Origin of the sequence: Psychrobacter fozii (assembly GCF_003217155.1) — a bacterium.
GTDB classification, from domain to species: domain Bacteria; phylum Pseudomonadota; class Gammaproteobacteria; order Pseudomonadales; family Moraxellaceae; genus Psychrobacter; species Psychrobacter fozii.
Map to the genome: position 1 here is coordinate 1 of NZ_QJSU01000006.1, position 20,092 is coordinate 20,092.

The window sequence follows — 20,092 nt, forward strand, 5'->3', positions numbered from 1 at the left end:
TTTTCACCAGATAGATCGGTGAAATCTGTCGGCATCATGCGCATTTGATTCCACATTTTTCGCTTGTCGTGAGCGGCTTCTATATCTGTTGCTGCGATATCAGATAATAGCTTTTTGAAATCCGGCAAGTGGTAGTTATCAAAGTCAGCACGCTGTTTGAGCAGCTTCAAGAGATTATGCGGATCGCGGTGTGTCCAGTCACTAAGCACAATAACGTGGTCTTCAGCGACTGGATGACGCTCACGGCCTTTTGGCTCAATAACAATGGCACCCAGCATACCGGTTTGTTCTTGGAACCCACTGTGTGAGTGATACCAATAGGTGCCTGATTGTTTGAGTTTGAATGTATAGGTAAAGGTGCTGTTCGCAGGAATACCATCAAAGCTGATACCTGGCACACCATCCATCTCAAATGGGACGAGCAAACCATGCCAATGAATAGAGGTTGATTCATCCATCTGATTATGAACACGGATGATTACTGTATCGCCTTCACGCATCTTTAGCGTCGGTGCTGGCAGCGAGTCATTAATGAGTGTCGCCATGCTCTTTTTACCGTTCACAATAGCGGACTGTTTACTGACGTATAAGTCAAACTCTGTACCGGTTAGGATGGGTACGATATGGTCAGCTTTATCACTGTTGACGGCTACATTCTGTTGCCCTTTACCGAGCGCACTATTGGCAATAGACGGCAGCGTAGATAGTATGGATGCCCCTAACAAAGTAGAAGACCCTGTCAAAAAACGCCTGCGATTGAACATATTCTTGTTCATAATAATTTACCTAACTTAATCCGTGAAATGGGAGTTGAGTTCATATAACTGTTGGCTCATTAATAGAACAGAATGAGCTATGTAATGCTTTAATCAAACTAGATTTGCTGCTGCGGTGAGTCAATGGTTGCATAAATGGCTGTTGAGCCATCTTTGTTAAGCTGCATCACTTTATGTTGCTCAGTGTGCCATAGTCGCGTCAGTGAGTGACATATCTAATATCTCGTCATCGAATCTAGTGGTCAACATCGTATATTGATCCGTATTCAGTTTGGGTAATTCTCTGATAAAAGCCACCATCGCCCACATTCTGTCATCATCATGAGAGGCGCCCCAAGCTGGCATACCTGATGCCATAATACCGTGTTTGATGGCCCAAAATCCTTGTCTTGCACCAGCCTCACTTTGATAGCGATCAACGATATCTGCATTGGTAAAGTTTGGCGGTTTTGGGTAGAGGTTGTTACTCAAGTCTGTACTTGTGGTACCGGGTGATAAATGACAGCCTGCACACATATCTTTATAGTCTGCGCCACCTGAGCTTATCATTTCTACCTTTTCTAAATCTGGAACCAGGATATCTTTACTTGCCCATTGAATTGAGCGATTGCGAGCGGTTTCTAACAAGTTGTAGACGATTGGACTGTGTTTCTGATCAGCACCAACGTTGACGATACCACTTGTGATAACAACAAAAATACCAATTACGATGGCTATAATAGCGAATAATATGCCCAATAAAAATTTCATACGTTCATCCAAAAAAACTATTTTGTCACTCACCACTATCTAATGAATAAAATCGACTAAGTAATGATGAGTGTTGAACAAAGTTATTTCTTAAGAAGCGCTGTTATTGGTAACACAGTGTTTTTTATACATCGCTTTAATTTTTTCCATATTGGCCATCATCGCTTTCATTGATGGATCGTTCATATCCATCTTGCTATGATCCATTTTTTCCATCATTTGCATATGCTTTTCCATCTTTTCACAATTCATTTGGTCTTTTTCAGCATGCATTTTTGGATCATGTGCCATAGCAGAGGTTGAAACGACTAAGGCAATAGCGGTTGCTACGATTGATTTAGATAACCACATAAGTAATCCTTTTTTGGTTTGATAATAGTATTGATAGTTGAAGTTATTGAATCTGTCTAAAGTATAAATAAAAGTTTCTGACAGGAGCATGACTACAAAATGACAATATTGTCATTTTGTAGGTTTTGATCGATGTTGAAAGCGTAGTAGGTTTGGTAAATTTGTGACTTGAAAAAGAATTTGTCATGACCAAAAAGAGATAGAGTGACAGCGTTGAATCGAATTAGAATCAGTCATGCAGTCATTGGGTGATAAGGTCAGTCTGAAAATGGTTGTTTAGTATTTGGGTTAGAAATAGCGAGGAATACGTTATCTAACTGGTAGAACCAAGCGATTGGAAGTAAACTATTTGATGGCGTTGCTAGAGCGAAACAGGCTGGCGCACGCTATTACATCTTTATATAGTCGGTTCAATATAATTTGGATACAAGGGAGCTGAGTGAAAGTACTATAGTTGAATTCAAATAATTTTGATACAAGGAAACCGAGTGCAAGTTATACATTAGTATGCTTAGCGAGGATGACGATGTAGCGAATTTATATGGATTTGACTATACAATTAGTAGACTAAGCGAGCCTGACACCGTATCCAATTTATAGAGGATTGACTACATGCTTTTTAAGGCACAACTATAATAATTTATTAAGGAAAGACTATGCATATCACGGCTAATTTCGACGCAGGTAATATTGATATTATCAATTTAGACGATAAAAACGACATTCAATTAGCGATTCGTCCAGACGTTGGCGAAGAGTTTTTTCAGTGGTTTAACTTTCGTCTGTCAGGTCAGATAGGCGAGCAGTACGTTCTCAATATTATGAATGCCGGTGAGGCATCTTATCTGGAAGGGTGGGAGAATTACCAAGCGGTTGCTTCGTACGATCGTCAGCATTGGTTTCGTCTGCCAACCTCTTATAAAGAGGGCAAATTAACCATCGTGGCAGAGCTAGAATGCGAAAACATGCAAATTGCTTATTTTGCGCCCTACAGCTATGAGCGTCATCAAGATTTATTGGCAGCAGTGCAAACGCACCCATTGGTAACGTTAGAGCACTTAGGCGAAACGCTTGATAAGCGCGACCTGACGCTAGTTAAAATTGGTGGTGGTGACAGTAATAGTGATGTGAATAAGCGTAATATATGGATTACCGCTCGTCAGCACCCTGGTGAAACGATGGCTGAATGGTTGGTCGAGGGTTTATTGTACAGCTTGTTAGACAGTGATAATGCGACAGGCAAACAGTTATTAGACAAAGCAAACTTCTACATCGTTCCTAATATGAATCCCGACGGTAGCGTGCGCGGACACCTGCGTACTAACGCGGTAGGAACCAATTTAAACCGTGAATGGGAAAGCCCAAGCTTAGAGAAAAGCCCTGAAGTATTTCATGTGATTAATAAAATGAAAGAAACTGGCGTTGATCTTTTTTATGATGTGCATGGTGATGAAGCACTGCCGTATGTATTCCTTGCAGGCTCTCAAGGGACACCCAGTTATAGTGACCGTCTCGCACATTTACGTGATAGATTTTCAGACGTATTAAAGTTAGCCAGTGCCGACTTTCAGTCTGAAGTTGGCTATGAGATTGATGCACCGAGTACTGCCAATATGACCGTTGCAACCAATTGGGTTGCTGAGCATTTTGATTGCCTTGCTAATACATTAGAGATGCCATTTAAAGATAATGATAATCTGCCTGACGAAGAGATGGGCTGGTCTCCAGAGCGCTCTGCTAAATTAGGGGAAGCATCATTAGTGGCAATATTGGCCGTTGTAGATGATTTGCGTTAATAAAAGCGTTAGCGGAAAATCGTATTATTTTAAGCCTTACAAGCTAAATGATGATACAACTATGATGTTTTAGCTAAAGCCAATAAAAAAGGGTTGTTCTGTCAACATGTTGGCAGAATAACCCTTTTTCATTTATGCATGAGCGGCAGTAATTGTTTGAATATTTAACAGATCTTAAGCTTTAATAAAAATGGCCTCTTCACTCAAGCGTGACTTGGATGTTTTTGGATTAAAGTCATCCTCATGACTGTAGTCAAATGAGATGATGGCCATCGTAGAATAGCCTTTGCTACGCAGGTCAAACTCGTCATCAATTGCTTTTAAAACTATAGTCAAAGAAGTCTAAAACAGCTACAAGGCAGCCGACCGCAGATTGTACATATAGTACCTCTAGGGAGGGTAACACCGTAGCGGTTTAGTAGTTCGCTGACTATATGCCTTCCATCAGCATGGTATCAATATTTAACAGACCAGCCTTCGAGTACGATTTTACCGTGAGCTTCTCTATTCTCTAGCATTTGATGAGCGCGGCGTAAGTTACTAGCAGTGATGGCACCCAGCTCATGAGCCACTGTGGTTTTTAATTGACCAGCTTCAATCATGGTAGCCACTTGGTTTAGCAAATGATGCTGCTCGATCATGTCTGGTGTATTAAACATTGAGCGGGCAAACATAAATTCCCAATGCAGGCTCAAGCTTTTTAGTTTCAATGCGTTGGCATCTAGGGTTTTAGGGTCATCAATGAGTCCCAATCTGCCTTGAGGTTTTAGGCATTTGATGATTTCAGCATAATGCTCTTCGGTGTTGTTAAGGCTCACCACATAATCCACTTCAGTAATGCCTGTTTTTTTCAGCTCGTCTGATAATGGATTATGATGATTAATCACATAGTCTGCGCCTAGCGTTTTTAACCACTTGACGCTCTCATCTCGTGATGCCGTACCAATAATGACGGCTTGTGTTCTGGTTTTTAGCAATTGCGTCATGATTGAACCCACACCACCGGCTGCACCAACCACCAAAATAGTTGGGCGACTCTCTGTTTGCTGTGCTGAGTTTTCATTAGCATCTTCGCTAGTTGCAACGGGCACTTGCAAGCGATCAAACAACATCTCCCACGCTGTGATGGTGGTTAAGGGCAGGGCGGCGGCTTCAGAAAATGACAGCGACTCAGGCATACGTCCTACAATACGCTCATCAACCAATTGGTACTCGGCATTGCTGCCTGAGCGGGTCAAATCACCAGCGTAATAGACGCGGTCGCCTACCGAAAACAAGCTAACATCTTCGCCAACGGCAGTGACCACACCCGCAGCATCCCAGCCAATAACGGCAAACTCATCCTTTGGTGCTGGTCTTGATTCACGGATTTTATAATCCACAGGGTTGACTGAGATGGCTTTTACTTCGACCAAAACGTCACGGCCTGATGCCACTGGTGTGTCTATAGTAATGTCTTGTAACGCCATCTCGTTATTGATGGGTAAGTTGTCTTGATATCCGATTGCTTTCATAGTCGTAGTCCTAAATGTTTGTTTGTGGGTATGGAATAAAAATTATAGTGTGGGCGTTAATATCTGTTGGGTGTGTTGTATGAGCTTGGCAATGGCTGTTTTATTCAGAGCATCGCTATGAGGTGTGCCAAATTCGCCTCTCTCATCACCATATTCACCGTCTTTGATGTCATTATCGAAATATCGCCCTGTCTCAGACACAAATTCATCGGCAATGGCCAGTGCCACTAAGATGTCAGCACCTTTATCTGCTGGAGACCAGTGCTGTCCGTAAGCGTCATTTGCCATGCGGGTGTTGAGTAATGAGCCGGGGTTGACGGCAATCACGTTGATATCATCGGATTCTACCTGTTCAGCCAGTGCCATACTCCACATGGTCAATGCCAGTTTGCTTTGCGCATAGGCATCTTGATCAGGCAGTTTTTTGTGCCCAGTCATGGCTTGTGGTGATACGACTTGCTGCGCTGCCGAGCTTAAATTGATAATACGGGCAGGCATGCCATCGCTAATTGTGTCGTTAGATTCTTTGACCGCTGATGCACTCATTAACGGTAGTAACGCTTGGGTTAATAGGTAAGGGGCAAAGTAATTCACCACAAAGCGCACGTCGAACCCTGTCTCAGTCTGAGCGTTTGCTACTTTGAACACACCCGCATTATTAATCAGTACATCTAAATCTATTCCGGCAGCTGTAAACTTGCTTGTTACTGCATCAGCCATATGCTGAACATCGGTTAACGACGAAAAATCAGCCACGAAGCCATCAACGTCTATTTGTTGATTGGCTTGGGTCGCAGCGGTTTTGACTTCTGCAATCACATCGGCAAGCTTATTGGTATCTCTACCATGCAGATAGATGTTGTGGCCCAATTGTGCAAGTTTGATAGCGGCTAATTTACCAATACCATCGGTACTGCCTGTGATTAAAATAGTCTTTTTCATTTTTTGTTCCTATTTATTTTTAAAGCGATTTATTTTTAAAGCCGTGTTATTTATTCGATGTTTTCGATCATGGTTTATAATAATCAATCTGATTACCTGTGACCAGTAGCGACAAGCGAAAACACTTTCAATATATTTTTGAAAGTCATATGCGTTTGAGTATCTGCTGAGTCAGGTGTTATCTACAGACAGCGGATCAATTAGATTAATCAGCTGCTACTCATCAACTAGCAATCGACTGATAGACGAACTCTAGAATGGTGCAAAACGATCGGGTTGACTGTGTGGCACTGTCCACCGCTGATTGGCATCAATATCACTATGAAGTCCGACACCACGCGGCACTTGCATGTTATCGCCATATAGCCACAGCACCATGTTTGTGCGTGTGCCACTGGTAATAGGATGGGCTGCGTGCGGCACATTGCCTCGATGAATAATCGCCATGCCAGGCTCAAAGATGGCTTGTTTACTCTGACCTAAATGGCGATCGACAAAATCAACTTCTGATCCTGTAAAGGGTTCATCTATCAAATTTAAGTTGATATTTATCGTCACTGCCGATGCATCAGTATGGAGTTGCAGCGATGTGTCACCTGTGGGCTGATATTGAATCGAAAACCCAAAGGTTTGAGTGTCGTAGCCATAAACATCTGCAAACAGTAAGCGAGCGATAGGTCGCATATAGCGATTCATGAGCTCATGATAAAACGCCTGAAAATGGGGCGCGGCGATATAACCTGTCGATCGTGCATCCAGCATCGCTCCATTGCGATTTAACGCAATACCATAAGGCGGACGTATTGGAATATTGGCATCTGCCACGGCTTGTAAATAACGACGAAGCTGAGACAACTGTGTTGGGTCAAAAAACTGTCCTTGATAGACACCAGGTAAAATCTCTTGCCACAAATCTTTTACCGCCATTTCTGTCTCAGGTGTCTTCCACGCTTGTGTCACAGCGTCACGTAGTGTTGGGTCAAATAATGAGTCATCAAGTACGGGCAATTCCGTCTGAATGGTTTCCCATTCTGTCCATGCCTGCTCAAATAACTGACTATTTTGATGCCAAAAATTCTCTACTGAAGGTGCACGTCTTAGCATGTCTGATTTTGAAGGCAGTTTTAAGTTGCGCGCTTGCTGTAGTGGGCTTACGTGATCGCTTTGCTCAGTGTTGAGTGCAGTGTTGGGTGCAGTGTCAGTATGTTCGATAGTGTGCATAATGAGTCTCCAAATGTAGGGGTAGATCTGATGTACACATATTACTATAATTAATTATTTTGATAATCAGCAGGTTTAGCGAAACAGTTTCAATAATTTTTATATAATGATAAATGCATTAGTGTCAGCAACCCGTTGTTATCGCTAATTCAATTACAGCTAAGCTAACCAAGGCGACACAATGAAAAATTTGCAGGATTTACGTATTTTTATTGAAACTGCTCGTTTAGGTAGCTTGTCTGCCTGTGCGCGCCACTTAGATCTGTCACCAGCAGTGGTGAGTGCAGCCGTAAAAAGATTGGAAGCCGAAATTGAAACGGTATTGTTTGTTCGCTCAACTCGTAGACTGCGTTTAACCAGTAAAGGTGAGCAATATTTAAAGCATTGCCGAGATGCCGTGGCTATTTTAGATAATGCTTATGCAGGATTGCATGATAATGATGCCGAGCTGACCGGCACGATTCGGTTGTCTGCATCGTCAGATTTGGGGCGAAATTTGGTGTTGCCATGGTTGGATGATTTTATGCAAATCCATCCCAAGGTGACGGTGCAGCTACATATGTCAGACAGCTATGTAGATCTATATGGGCAACAGATTGATCTGGCGTTGCGTTATGGTGCGCCCAAGGATTCATCGCTCGTGGCATTACCCATTGTGTTGAACAATCGTCCGATACTATGTGCCTCAAAGGCTTATTTGGACAAGGTTGACAATGATATTGGCTCGCCGAAAATTCCTGAAGACTTAACTCAGCATAATTGCTTGTGTTTGGGACATGACGAGAAATATTTGAGTGAGTGGACTTTTGAAAAAGAGGGCAAGACCAAACGTGTGGCAGTGGCTGGCAATCGGCGAAGTAAAGATGGTGATGTGGTACGGCGCTGGGCCGTGGCAGGTCAGGGTATTGCCCTGAAATCACAGTTAGATATAGCTGCAGATTTAAAAGCAGGGCGCTTGGTTGAAGTGGCGCTGGACGGCTGGCAAGTGGCCAACTATCCGCTATATTTGATTTGTCCAGAACGGCGATTGATAGATCCGCTGTTTAATGCGGTTAAAGAATATCTGATTGAGCGGGTAGAGGGAGTGTTGGCATAGATTTTTAGTCAACATAGCCATTATCGCAGAATGTTTTACGTTTTAAGTGGTCTATCAATTAATCAATAACATGCCTTAGTGTAAATCGATAAACTTACTGAGACGTAATAATGCGCTAACAAGACAGTTCGCGAAGTCTCTCCTTTAGTTTTGGAGATGTAAATTCCAAAAAGCTTTTCATCTTTTGTGGCAAATATTTTCGAGTCTTGTGCAGCAAATGTATAGGGGTTTCATCAGATTCAAACTCAGCTAGTATGATATTGAGATCACCTTTATCTATCGCCTCTTTCACTTGATAATGCAGTTGTTGAGTGATGCCCACCCCCTTTATAGCAGCATTAACCGCAGAGTCACTATCATTGACTGTGAGTCTTGGTAAAATATCTACATGAGCGGGGAGTCCAGAATCAGGAAGGTTGTAGCTCCAATAAGGGGTGGTCATCACTGTACTTAATGATATGCAGGAGAGTTGCGTTAAATCATAAGGGGATTCAATTTTGCAATGATTAGATAAAAATAATTGACTTGCACAAGTCACTGTTCGCATACGACCCACTTGAGTCGCTACCATTGTACTATCTGGCAACTTGCCTATTCTAATCGCCATGTCTACCTCATCTTCGAATAGATTGATATTTCTATCCGATAACAATAGCTGCACATTTATATTTGAATATAAGGACAAAAATTCAATAACAATGGGTAATACGTATAGCCTGCCAAACATAACGGGCGCAGTTATAACCAAATCACCTCTTGGTTCTGAATACTCTCCTTTCGCTTTACTTTCGGCCTCTTCAACCTGCTCCAGTATTCTCTTACAAGCTTTTATATAGTCGTATCCAGAATCGGTTAAAGACAGCTTTCTGGTGGTTCTATGCAATAAACGAATACCCAACTGATTTTCAAGTTCAGATATCTTTCTACTTAGGGTTGGCAGCGGTACGTTCAAGATTTTGCTTGCCGCGGAAAAGCTGCCAAGTTCTACGACTTTGATCAGCATAGACATTGCTTGTAATCGATCCATAATTGTCTCATTTATTGAAAATATGATTATCAAATTTACAGTATTATCTTTTAAATAACAAAATGTCATACTGAATATGTCGAAATCAATAGGAGAACTATCTTATGAGCACCTTATCTCAGGCAAATTCACAGGTTGCCATTGCCTACGATCATGTTGGTATTAGAGTCAGTAATCGACAAGAAGCGATTGCGTTTTATGAGCGTCTTGGATTCACAGAAACCTATCGCATACCTGAAGGTGAGGCGAATGAAATGGTCACTTCGGCTGGTGTACGAATCAATCTTATTTTTAATGGCGCAAAAACAAAAGATCAAAAAAACGTCCTACTGGATGAACCGATTAAAAGTCCAGGAATGACTCATCCAGCATTTATCATTCAAGACATAGCTGCCTTGCAAAGTTGGCTACTGAAAGAAGGGATAGAAATCACAGAAGGCCCTAAACAATTAGGTCCAAGAAGGATTACATTATTCATCCGTGATCCAGATGGCAATGTACTGGAATTTAATCAACTACTGTCTGAGGAAAAAAAATATGAAACTGTATGATTTAGTGCTATCAGGAAACTGCTATAAAGTAAGGCTATTTGCCTCGTTTATCGATACGCCTTTAACGATTGTGCCTGTTGACTTCATGAATGGCGAACATAAAACAGAAGCAATACTTAAATTAAATCCTTGGGGAGAAATCCCAATTTTAGAAGACGGATCCGTCATATTAAGAGACTCACAAGCCATATTGGTATACCTAGCCAATAAGTATGGTGGTGAAGCATGGTGGCCGAGTGAAGCACATCTGCAAGCTGATGTGATGCAGTGGTTATCTGTTGCTTCTAATGAGATACAACATGGCCCCAACGTAGCACGTTTGATTAAGAAGTTTGGTTTGGAAAGTGATTGGGAGCAAGCTTCAGAGCGTTCACATAGCATCTTAACCTTAATAGACAATCATCTTGGCAGTCACCATTGGCTAGCCGCCAGCCGTCCCACCATTGCTGACTGCGCAGTTTATCCATACATTTCAACGGCACACGAAGGTGATATTGATATAGACAGCTATCGCAATATTCAGGTATGGATGAATCGTCTACAGCAATTACCAAATTATATCTCTATGCCTGGGAACTAACCTTGGTTCATGATAAATACGGTGCTGTGTCTTGGATGGCAGTACTCTTTTTTGCCAATACATGGCGAAATTGTTTTACCTAAAATGACTAGGTATCAAAAATTTCACTGCATATTGTCTAAAAAACAGTCACTGCCAGCACCACATTTGAGCATTCAACAGACCCTTGTTGTTTTTAGAGCAAGTTACCAATCATCTAGCCCCTTTAAAGCGCAGTAAGCGTAATGCATTTAACGTGACCAATACGGTCGCGCCAGTATCAGCCAATACAGCGATCCATAGCCCAGTAATACCCAGTACAGTAGTGATTAGAAATATGGACTTTAGACCAAGCGCAAATATCACATTTTGATGAATGTTGGACATGGTGGCACGTGATAGGGCAATGAGATGAGCGACGTCCGTGACGCGACTTTTTAATAGGGCGATATCGGCCGTTTCGATGGCGACATCTGTACCGCCGCCCATGGCGATGCCTACATCTGCGGTTGCTAGTGCTGGCGCATCATTAATACCATCACCAATCATCGCTACTTTGCTATTACCTTTCATTTCATTCAACAAGCGAAGCTTATCTTCGGGCAATAGCTCAGCTTCCCATTCTATTTCTAAATGACTAGCAAGCGCCTGAGCGGTCAGACGGTTGTCACCTGTGAGCATCACAGAGCGCACACCCATTGCTTTGAGCTGCGCCACTCCTGCCTGAGCATCCTCTCGTAACTCGTCTCGTAGCGCGACTAACCCAAGCACTTTATGGCTTTGCTCATCGAACAGAACGGAGACCGTCTTACCCTCGTTTTGTAGTGCTTCGATTTGTGCATTTTGTTCTAGTGATATTGATGTTTCATTGGCAGCGTAGATAGGTGATCCGATGGCTAGAGGCCGATCAACTACCGTCGCATGTACCGCTTTGCCCGCAGTATCATAGGCATTTGAAGCTATCGGTATAGAGATATTAGCGGCTTTGGCATGATCAATGATCGCTTTTGCCAGTGGATGACTAGAGGCAGACTCGACACTGGCAAACAGCGCCAACATCTCATTTTGACTTTCAGATTCTATATGCTCTTGTACTATGTGCCCCTGTGCAAAGGCAATAACGTCGGTGACGCGAGGCTTGCCTTCAGTTAACGTACCCGTCTTGTCAAAAGCCACGACATTCACGCGACCAATAGTTTCTAAAGCACTACCGCCTTTGATGAGTAAGCCGCGACGTGTACCGACAGCCAACCCTGACGCGATGGCGGCTGGAGTAGATAGGACAAGTGCGCAAGGACAGGCAATTAGCAACAGTGCAAAACCACGATATAACCAAGTCGCCCATTCTCCTCCCATCGCTAGCGGCGGTATGATAATAACCAGTGCGGCAATCGCCATCACCGCTGGGGTGTAGTAACGACTGAATTTTTCAATGAAACGGGCAGTAGGGGCTTTAGAGGCTTGTGCTTGCTCTACCAGAGTAATAATGCGCGCAATGGTGTTGTCGGCCGCGGTCTTTTCTACGCGGACTTGCAGCGCTCCTTCCATGTTGATGGATCCTGCAAATACTGCATCGCCCATGGCTTTAGCAACGGGTATGGATTCGCCAGTGATGGGTGAATCATCAAGACTAGAGTTACCTTGAACAATGACACCATCAGCAGACACCTTATCACCAGGTCGTACCAAGACCAAATCATTGACCTGCAATGACACTGCAGGAACGTCACGCTGTCCACCTTGTGCATCAAGCAAAATCGCAGTCTTTGGAACCAATGACGCCAATGCTCTGATACCAGCACGGGCACGATCAGCCGCCACGCTCTCTAATAATTCGCCAACTGAAAACAAGAAGACAACGGCCGCAGCTTCTTCAGCTTCACCAATGATAAGTGCACCAATTGCCGCGATAGACATCAGCATTTCAATTGAAAATGGGGTGCCTGTCATTGCCAAGGTCACAGATTTTCGGGCAAAGGGAAAAACGCCCACAATGACGGCAATAGCGAATGCCCACATTCCATAATCAGGAAAAATTAGTGCTAACGCGTAGGCGACGCTCATCAGGATACCGAGACCAACCACTTGCTTGCCTTTTCGGGTTTGCCACCAACGCTGTTGCTGCGTATCTAATGGATTGTCACCAGTGCCATCTGCTGCGATTGCTTGATCAGTAGTGGCAGATACACCAAAACCAAGGCGCTTGATGGTTTTTTCGACATCATTTAACTGAGTCTCTGAATCAGAGGCCAACGTTAGCTCTAACTTTTCAGTCGCAAAATTAAGTTGTATGTCAGAGACGCCGGGCATACGTGCTAATGCAGTTTCAATCTTTCTGACACAACTGGCACAGTCCATACCTTCAATACGATATTGCATAATAATTCGTCCTACTATAAGAATTCTTTTGATAACACTATTGTGAACCCTCTAGCGGCTTCAGAGTCAAGGCCGTTTTTAGGTAACTGTACAAACTTGATTTTCTCAGTGTTAAACCTTATAGTTACTTTAATGTTTTCAATTTTGAGATGACTTTGAAATAACTTCAAGAGAACTGTGAGATAACTTTGGAATAACGATGCTAATAAAAATTGGAGAGCTCGCTAAGCGCACAGGCGCGACAGTAGAAACCATTCGCTATTACGAAAAAGAAAAGCTATTACCAGAACCTTCCCGTAGTGAAGGGAATTATCGCTTATATCGTGAAAACCATATTGAACGTCTACAGTTTATCCTGCACTGTCGCACACTTGATATGACGTTGGATGAAGTACGCACCTTACTGCAGTATTGGGAAGAACCTGACAGAGACTGCGGCGATGTCGATACCTTATTGGATGAACATATTCATGCAGTGGAAGTACGTATAGAGGAATTAAAGCAGTTGAAGCAGCATCTAAATGTTTTGCGGCAGAAATGCGTCAGTAGGGCGCCCGCGAAGTCATGCGGCATATTAAATGCGCTTGCCGACAACTCCTGCCATAACGAATAATATGGATAATAGTTGTTAATGCCAGCGATATTGCCAAATAACTATGTGGATTTATATAGGCAGTAGATTGATCCGCTGTTTAATGCTGTCAGAGCATACTTGATTGGGCGGTTAGAGGGAGTATCCGTAGTCTATTTTAAGTGGTTCCATTATATTGGTCTGTTTTGAGTGGTCTGTTAATAGGTTTGAAGAGTGAAATAGCTAGTTCCGCTAGGGTATGCCTATATCGAACCAGTCAGGTACTTTCACTGCTTCGGTTCCTTAGTGAGAACTTGAACATCCGACTCTATAATATTGCTATCAAGAGTTTAATTTTTTGAGATAGTAAGAGGGCACTTGTTGAAATGGCTGATGTTGTTCAAAGTCACTGCTGCTGCTGCTGCTGCTGCTGCTGCTGCTGAGAAGAAGGAATGGTGAAATTCGTGAAAGCCTTATTTCACTTGATGTAGCGGTGCTTTTAGATAAATTTAGTTAGAAAGGTAGTTTTTAATCAATTCAGTGCGTAAACCTTTTTCCCAGATGTCTTTTGCATAGACCTCTGCTTTGCTATCAGCTGTATTTTTAATTAAGTACTCATCTATTTTCTTTATCACCAGCTTAATTTCATTCCTATCCAATCGATAGAATTCGTGATATGGAAAGAATTCAACACATTTACTATCAATTATTTTATTAAAAATTTCTGGATATGGATCCAATATTGCTTCTTCCAGAAGCTTAATAAACCCTCTACCAGCGAACTCACTATAATCGAAAGATATACACTCATCACCCTCTTCAGGACTTGTTATATAACTTGTGGAAAAGACTGACATAGTTACTACCTTTGTAATAAGTTGCTTAATAATAACCTATGCTATCGATTTCGTAATCATGCAATCCATATCTAACATGAGTAGTTCGACTCCTGTATAGCGCACCGAACAGGATTTAACATTAATAAGCTCTATTACAATTAGTGTATTTACGACTTATTAAATCAAATTCATACCAGAAATCCCACATGTATCTATCATCTGCATTGAATACTATCCTAACTCCACGTTCAACTTCCCAACACCAGCTAAATATAAGCTTAAGCTTTTGATAATGCATTTCAACCTCGGGAAATGGGATAGTTAATACATAATTACCTGCTTTATCATATACCTTTGCTACAAAGTCTGTATTTCTAGAGAATGTTTCTTTATTAAAAATCAAAAAGTAATCGAAATTATCCAAAAGCGTAACATCACCATACTCGAAGTCGATTTCAAAATTATTCAGTAGTGCTAATTTTTCGCGATTATTTAAATTCATTTCTCTTCTCCTCTCTTTTAGAGCTAGTTCATTAGTAAAATTTCATAATTTTATGGATAGCTCAAGTGGAAATTAGGTTCGTTATAACAAATCTTAGAGATAATTTTTTTTCGAAAATCTCACATGATGTACATTACCAAGTACACCGCGACTACCTAAATAACTCAAGATACTGATACCATTAACCTACAGCCAGAGATTCAAGTCCTCACTAGGGAACCATGCTTATTTCTATATAGTCATAGAGGTGAAATAACATGACAACATTTAATATGAATAAACCAGAAATAGAGCAAGCTGCTATTGAGTTTAAAACGGCGCTGATAAATTGGAAATCAAGAGAAGGTATTATAGGGGCTTTCTCTACATATCGTGATCAATGGACAGACGAAGATGTGAGTAAAGCTGTAAGTAAGGAAACACAAGTTATTAAACCAGTATTAGAAGCCTTCGAGCCTATATACCGTCTAGCTATACAGGGCAAAATAGAGAAACCTTTTTCCTTTCAAAGTTATATGATGACTTATGTTGGTAGAGTACTGGGCGATGAGTTGTCATGGCCTGAAGTTCGCGAGCCGTATCAGAGAATGATTAATAGTTTAAAAGGTGGGTTAACTACAGAAGAGCTCATAGACAGTATTTACTACAGAAATAATTTATTACCAGAGCATTATGATCAAGCGGTTAAGGAAATTGTAGCAGAGGGTTGGACTCATAATTACCCACAATAATTACTAAGAATATTTTTCAATAAAAACCGCGAGCCAATCCCAGCTTAATCTAAAGATTAAGCTGACCTTTCACATTAATAACTTTTATCTTATTCCCATAACGTCCGTTATGACAAATGGCTTCCATTCAAAAAATCATCCGTTTGAATGACAGAAAATAGACGAGTACGATAGGTATCAAGTAGAAGTATGTATTTAAAAAGAGTATAAAAAGCATTATTTATTTGCTATAACTGTAGAGGCTTTATAAATTCACGGTTAGGAGATGAAAAATGTATAGTGGATAATGAACTAATAGGGAGCAATTTAGCGCGAGCCATGCTGAAGCGTGGTTACAAAAAAATATGGTGTGCTGTCACTGATGAGAACGACCGACAGGCAATCACTTATTTAAATGGTAATGATTTTACAGCTTATATCGTAAAGTTTGAGAATGAATGTTTTTATTGTGATGCTGGAATGGAATGGTTGTACGCTGTACCCATTAAGATAAGAGAAATAACACAGAAAGAAGTAACTTCTATCAAAAAGACCTGCTAGCGACTGCGGGTTTTTTATTGCCTAAAATATACGTCGCATCATGCCAAATATGCACTGTGGTTATAGTTAATGTGAGCAATAAGTAAGTCATTGGCAGAAAATTCAAGGCTATCTACGACGAGCTGACGCCACCATAGATATCAATGGTGAAACCTCTTTTTGACACATATTTCTTAGGTGTTGTGCCGATTTGATGCTTGAGATAACGAATCAGATGCGGCTGATCACTAAAACCAAACTCGAAAGCGATATCAACCCAATCTACCTGAGAATGCTCTTTGCAAGGGCTCAGCTACAATGTTAGTCATATTATCTAAGGTAAGGTAACGATTCATATCGTTGATTCAGTTTAAAAGAGAGACAAGGCAACCGAGTGTAGAAGTATATGGGATACTTCAAGTTAGGTTAACGTTGTCACTCTTTTATAAAGGATTAACTATAGCTCAGCTTTTGATATTAGATAGGCTAGATAACTACTTCTAGGGCTTTATACTGATGCTAATGCCTGCTTACAAGCTTCAGCTAAATACGTATCGACCGTATCCTGTTTGAGCAGCCATTTTAGATATCCCGCACCATCCGAATGGGTAACTAAATCTGCGATAGCCTCACCCTTAAACTTACCAAAACTTAAATGTGTGGGTATGCGTGCCATTTGACTAAAGGTATATAGGCTCTCTACATCAGTGATGACATGACCTTGGCTATTTGCTAAGTCAATTAGGCTGCCAAGTACCAGTTGAGTAAAGTAAATGTCATAAATAGCAGCGTGTGCATGCTTTGCTTGAGCGCGCGCTACATTTCTATGGAAATGATAGAGCAGTGATACCAGTTTATGACTTTCAAGAGTGGGAAGGAGGTGATTGGACATTGCATTGGTACAGATTAATTTAGGGGTATGGGTCACGCCCGCATTTTTTAGAACGCCCATATCATAATCAATATTATGACCTATCAAATATTCAACACTGTTGGGCAATCTAAAGTCGGTATGAGGTGGCTCATTCATGACATCTTCTTCACATATATGGGATACGGCCATAGACCCTAAACTGATTTCTTTTAGGGGATTAAAGCGCTTAGATCTGGGTTCCTGTAGGACCTCTACGTTACCATTATTTATATCAATAATAGAGTAGGCGGCTTCAGTCATGTGAGGTTCAACAAGACCTGTGGTTTCGGTGTCGAGTATATATGTGGTCATAGTGTCCGTTTATAGTTTGGTGCTAGATGTGAGTGGTAAAGGCGTAAAAGCTTTGACATTGATAACAATGACTAAGAGAGTTGCTAGCCATTAACAAGCTAAAATATCAATTGCTAACAGCGATAATTGATTAGATTGCTTGCTGCATAAATAATCGCTAACTATACCAGTCTTGGCGGTTCTAATACATACGAGATTATTAATAAAGAAGTGATATGCCTGTGCAAAGACAACCGTAAAGATGGCTGGACTGAAGAAATACCCATACTGAATCTAACCAGTATGGGTATTGTATTTACTTTTTTTATGAGTTGAACTGACTCTGGCAACGTTTGATTTACTCTAAGTGATGCACTTCTTGCAGGCCATATACCGGTGTCTCTAAACCTTCCATTCGGGCTTTAATTTGTAGTGATAAGTATTGAGAGTAATGTCGAGACTGGTGCAAGTTTCCACCATGGAACCATAATGCTTCTTGTTGTGTCGGTTTCCACATGTTTCTCAACTCGCCTTCCCAAGGGCCTGAATCTTTAGCAGTATCTGAGCCCATTCCCCAACACTTACCAACTTTATCGGCTACTTCTTGAGAGATTATTTTTGCAGCCCAGCCGTTCATAGAACCAAATCCAGTGGCATATACAATCAAATCAGCCTCTAGCTCTGTACCGTCAGTTAATACAACTGATTTGGGTTTGATATGATCAATACTTACATTGGGTTTGAGCTTTATTTTACCTTCCGCGACAAGCTCAGAGGCACCTACATCGATATAGTAACCAGAACCTCGACGTAAGTATTTCATAAATAGACCAGTGTGATCTTCACCAAAGTCGAGCATAAAGCCTGCATCGGTTAGCCTCTTATAAAAATCAGCGTCTATCTCTGCTACTTTACGGTATACAGGCTCATGAAATTCCGGCATGATTTTGAAAGGAATGGAACCAAAAGTCAGATCTGCTTTATAGGTAGTTATTCCGTTTTCAACGGCTTCTTCTGAGTACAAACTACCTAACACCTCATCTATTAGCGTATTAGATTTAATAATATGCGTTGATGAGCGCTGTATCATAGTAACGTCTGCACCATTTTCCCATAAGGCAGCACAAATATCGTGCGCCGAGTTATTAGCACCTAAGACAATACACTTTTTGTCTCGATATGCTTCACCACCTGGGTGCTGGCTAGAATGATGTTGCTCTCCAGCAAAGTCCTTCGCCCCTTTAATTTCGGGAATGTTTGGTAACCCTGACATACCTGTCGCTAAAACTAATTGTTTAGGATGTAATAATAAACGTTCACCCGCTCTATCAACCTCTACATTCCATTGCTGTAACTCTTCATCAAAGGCCGCACTGACACATTCAGTTGATCCCCAATAGTTTAATTCCATAATCTTAGTGTACATCTCTAACCAGTCACCCACCTTGTCTTTTGGCGTAAACACAGGCCAGTTGTCAGGGAAAGGGAGATACGGCATGTGGTCGTACCATACAGGGTCGTGCAAACATAATGATTTATAACGGTTGCGCCATGTGTCACCAGGTCTCGGCTGTTTATCAATGACAATGGTAGGAACTTCTAGTTGTCGTAAGCGAGCTCCTAGACCGATTCCACCTTGTCCGCCACCAATAACTAAGCAATAAGGTTGCTCGCTATAACCAAGGTTTTTCTCTTCAAGCTCACGTTTTTCTTGCCACGTTAAACGATTAGGATCTGCACCGTGTTCAGCCCCTTTCGAGCGTAGTTTTTTGCGCTTTTCAGGGAAGTCTGTGAGCTCAGTCATCGTGGTCAGTAATGTCCAAGCTTTGCCATTACGCAGTCGTAAATGTCCATAGCCTTTAGATACTTTGGTCTTAAAAGAGATCCAAGCTTCTATTATGCCATCGTTTTCTACCGCATCTCCATCAAGTTGCCAGTCGTATGGCTCAGTGGTTTCTAATGTATGCGAAAGCATGTCTTTGATTTCATCTTGTCCCTCTAGCGTTTTGATATTCCAAGTAAAAGAAACTAAGTCACGCCAGTATCCTTCTTTTTCAAAGAATTCAGCAGCTTTGTCGATGTTTTTGGTACGTAGGGTTTGATCGAAATCTTGTAGCCAATTAGTGACTTGTTGGCTTGCGGATAACGTATGGTCTGATTTTTGAGCAGTCATAAAATTCCTCTCCCTGGTTATGTTTATTACTCTACCGCCGAACTCCATGTGCAGCAGTAAAAACTCACAAAATACCAAATAGCATGCTTTAAGAAGTGAATTAAAAGTCTAACTGATTGATATTATTGAGTGTTATCTCAAAAAAGAAAATCACTATACTTGAGAAAAAGCATAGTCTGTAAGGACAGCGTCTCTTTAGAAGAGTGATGGTCCGTAAAGACTATATCTGTTATAAACAGATGTTGTCAATTATGGTGTATGGTTGTTCTCTCAAACACCCTAAGATAATGTACTTGCCGAGCGAAAAAAGGGTGTTGTGTGAATCTTATAATAGGTCAGGGGTCATTATGTCGCATGGGATTAGTGATAGTAAAAGCTGATGAGATAGCTTCTGCTTTTGAAAGTCATTTGGTATATATGCCTGTTTTATAAGGCCATCGTATTCATTCAGCGTACTAGCACGCGTGTAGGTTGGGTAGTGCTTATGAGACCCATAAAAATAAGGTTTCATTTAGACAAAGCTACAATACAAATTCTTGTGTTGTGGCTTTTTTTACCTTTTCCAAATCAAAAAATCTCTCAAGCTTTATA

Annotated in this window: 19 protein-coding genes; 6 read left to right on the forward strand and 13 right to left on the reverse strand. The window is 41.4% G+C overall.

The window, feature by feature from the left end; all coding sequences use genetic code 11:
- From DFP82_RS08685 to DFP82_RS08700, 3 genes are all read right to left on the reverse strand, one after another.
- Nucleotides 1-776 (reverse strand): multicopper oxidase domain-containing protein (locus DFP82_RS08685; protein ID WP_181416283.1); only part of this gene is annotated, 776 nt, incomplete at its 3' end.
- 180 nt (nt 777-956) lie between these two features.
- A complete protein-coding gene (locus DFP82_RS08695; RefSeq protein ID WP_110923350.1) occupies nt 957-1,526 on the reverse strand; it encodes a c-type cytochrome in 570 nt (189 codons plus the stop codon).
- A gap of 90 nt (nt 1,527-1,616) precedes the next feature.
- A complete protein-coding gene (locus DFP82_RS08700; protein ID WP_110923351.1) occupies nt 1,617-1,877 on the reverse strand; it encodes a hypothetical protein in 261 nt (86 codons plus the stop codon).
- Between the two features lie 656 nt (nt 1,878-2,533).
- Here DFP82_RS08700 and DFP82_RS08705 point away from each other — a divergent pair.
- The gene (locus DFP82_RS08705; protein ID WP_110923352.1) at nt 2,534-3,673 is read left to right on the forward strand and encodes a M14 family metallopeptidase; all 1,140 of its coding nucleotides are present in this window, start codon (nt 2,534-2,536) and stop codon (nt 3,671-3,673) included.
- Nucleotides 3,674-4,128: 455 nt separating this feature from the next.
- Here the strand turns inward: DFP82_RS08705 and DFP82_RS08710 are convergent, their stop codons facing one another.
- From DFP82_RS08710 to DFP82_RS08720, 3 genes are all read right to left on the reverse strand, one after another.
- Nucleotides 4,129-5,187 carry a zinc-binding alcohol dehydrogenase family protein gene (locus tag DFP82_RS08710; protein WP_110923353.1) on the reverse strand — a complete coding sequence of 353 codons (1,059 nt, stop codon included), beginning with the start codon at nt 5,185-5,187 and terminating at the stop codon, nt 4,129-4,131.
- Nucleotides 5,188-5,229: 42 nt separating this feature from the next.
- Nucleotides 5,230-6,129 (reverse strand): SDR family NAD(P)-dependent oxidoreductase, encoded by a 900-nt coding sequence (locus DFP82_RS08715; RefSeq protein ID WP_110923354.1) that lies wholly within the window; start codon nt 6,127-6,129, stop codon nt 5,230-5,232.
- A 252-nt stretch (nt 6,130-6,381) separates the two neighbouring features.
- On the reverse strand, nt 6,382-7,350 hold the full coding sequence (locus DFP82_RS08720) for a 2OG-Fe(II) oxygenase family protein (protein WP_220034732.1): 969 nt from the start codon (nt 7,348-7,350) through the stop codon (nt 6,382-6,384).
- Nucleotides 7,351-7,531: 181 nt separating this feature from the next.
- On the opposite strand from DFP82_RS08720, the gene DFP82_RS08725 reads away from it, so the two are divergent.
- Nucleotides 7,532-8,446 (forward strand): LysR family transcriptional regulator, encoded by a 915-nt coding sequence (locus DFP82_RS08725; protein WP_110923355.1) that lies wholly within the window; start codon nt 7,532-7,534, stop codon nt 8,444-8,446.
- A gap of 115 nt (nt 8,447-8,561) precedes the next feature.
- On the opposite strand, the gene DFP82_RS08730 is transcribed toward DFP82_RS08725, so the two are convergent.
- Nucleotides 8,562-9,473 carry a LysR family transcriptional regulator gene (locus DFP82_RS08730; protein ID WP_110923356.1) on the reverse strand — a complete coding sequence of 304 codons (912 nt, stop codon included), beginning with the start codon at nt 9,471-9,473 and terminating at the stop codon, nt 8,562-8,564.
- Nucleotides 9,474-9,577: 104 nt separating this feature from the next.
- Here DFP82_RS08730 and DFP82_RS08735 point away from each other — a divergent pair, with 104 nt between their 5' ends.
- Nucleotides 9,578-10,024 (forward strand): VOC family protein, encoded by a 447-nt coding sequence (locus DFP82_RS08735; protein WP_110923357.1) that lies wholly within the window; start codon nt 9,578-9,580, stop codon nt 10,022-10,024.
- Nucleotides 10,011-10,604, forward strand: a complete 594-nt coding sequence (locus DFP82_RS08740) for a glutathione S-transferase family protein (RefSeq protein ID WP_110923358.1) — start codon at nt 10,011-10,013, stop codon at nt 10,602-10,604. Before DFP82_RS08735 ends, DFP82_RS08740 begins: the two co-directional genes overlap by 14 nt.
- Before the next feature lie 192 nt (nt 10,605-10,796).
- On the opposite strand, the gene DFP82_RS08745 is transcribed toward DFP82_RS08740, so the two are convergent.
- Entirely contained in the window at nt 10,797-12,962 is a 2,166-nt protein-coding gene (locus tag DFP82_RS08745; RefSeq protein ID WP_110923359.1) for a heavy metal translocating P-type ATPase, read from the reverse strand.
- A gap of 199 nt (nt 12,963-13,161) precedes the next feature.
- Here DFP82_RS08745 and cadR point away from each other — a divergent pair, with 199 nt between their 5' ends.
- Nucleotides 13,162-13,575 (forward strand): Cd(II)/Pb(II)-responsive transcriptional regulator, encoded by a 414-nt coding sequence (gene cadR / locus DFP82_RS08750; protein ID WP_110923360.1) that lies wholly within the window; start codon nt 13,162-13,164, stop codon nt 13,573-13,575.
- A gap of 467 nt (nt 13,576-14,042) precedes the next feature.
- Here cadR and DFP82_RS08755 read toward each other — a convergent pair whose 3' ends face one another.
- Nucleotides 14,043-14,390: a hypothetical protein gene (locus DFP82_RS08755; protein ID WP_110923361.1), complete on the reverse strand. Its 348-nt coding sequence runs from the start codon at nt 14,388-14,390 to the stop codon at nt 14,043-14,045.
- A 121-nt stretch (nt 14,391-14,511) separates the two neighbouring features.
- Entirely contained in the window at nt 14,512-14,874 is a 363-nt protein-coding gene (locus DFP82_RS08760) for a hypothetical protein (RefSeq protein ID WP_110923362.1), read from the reverse strand.
- Nucleotides 14,875-15,131: 257 nt separating this feature from the next.
- Between DFP82_RS08760 and DFP82_RS08765 the strand changes: the two genes are divergently transcribed.
- On the forward strand, nt 15,132-15,605 hold the full coding sequence (locus DFP82_RS08765) for a hypothetical protein (RefSeq protein WP_110923363.1): 474 nt from the start codon (nt 15,132-15,134) through the stop codon (nt 15,603-15,605).
- A gap of 652 nt (nt 15,606-16,257) precedes the next feature.
- On the opposite strand, the gene DFP82_RS14945 is transcribed toward DFP82_RS08765, so the two are convergent.
- From DFP82_RS14945 to DFP82_RS08785, 3 genes are all read right to left on the reverse strand, one after another.
- The gene (locus DFP82_RS14945; protein ID WP_220034735.1) at nt 16,258-16,437 is read right to left on the reverse strand and encodes a helix-turn-helix domain-containing protein; all 180 of its coding nucleotides are present in this window, start codon (nt 16,435-16,437) and stop codon (nt 16,258-16,260) included.
- 195 nt (nt 16,438-16,632) lie between these two features.
- Nucleotides 16,633-17,349: a 3'-5' exonuclease gene (locus DFP82_RS08780; protein WP_110923365.1), complete on the reverse strand. Its 717-nt coding sequence runs from the start codon at nt 17,347-17,349 to the stop codon at nt 16,633-16,635.
- A gap of 337 nt (nt 17,350-17,686) precedes the next feature.
- Complete coding sequence (locus DFP82_RS08785) at nt 17,687-19,501, reverse strand: NAD(P)/FAD-dependent oxidoreductase (protein WP_110923366.1); 1,815 nt, start codon at nt 19,499-19,501, stop codon at nt 17,687-17,689.
- Nucleotides 19,502-20,092 lie beyond the last annotated feature (591 nt).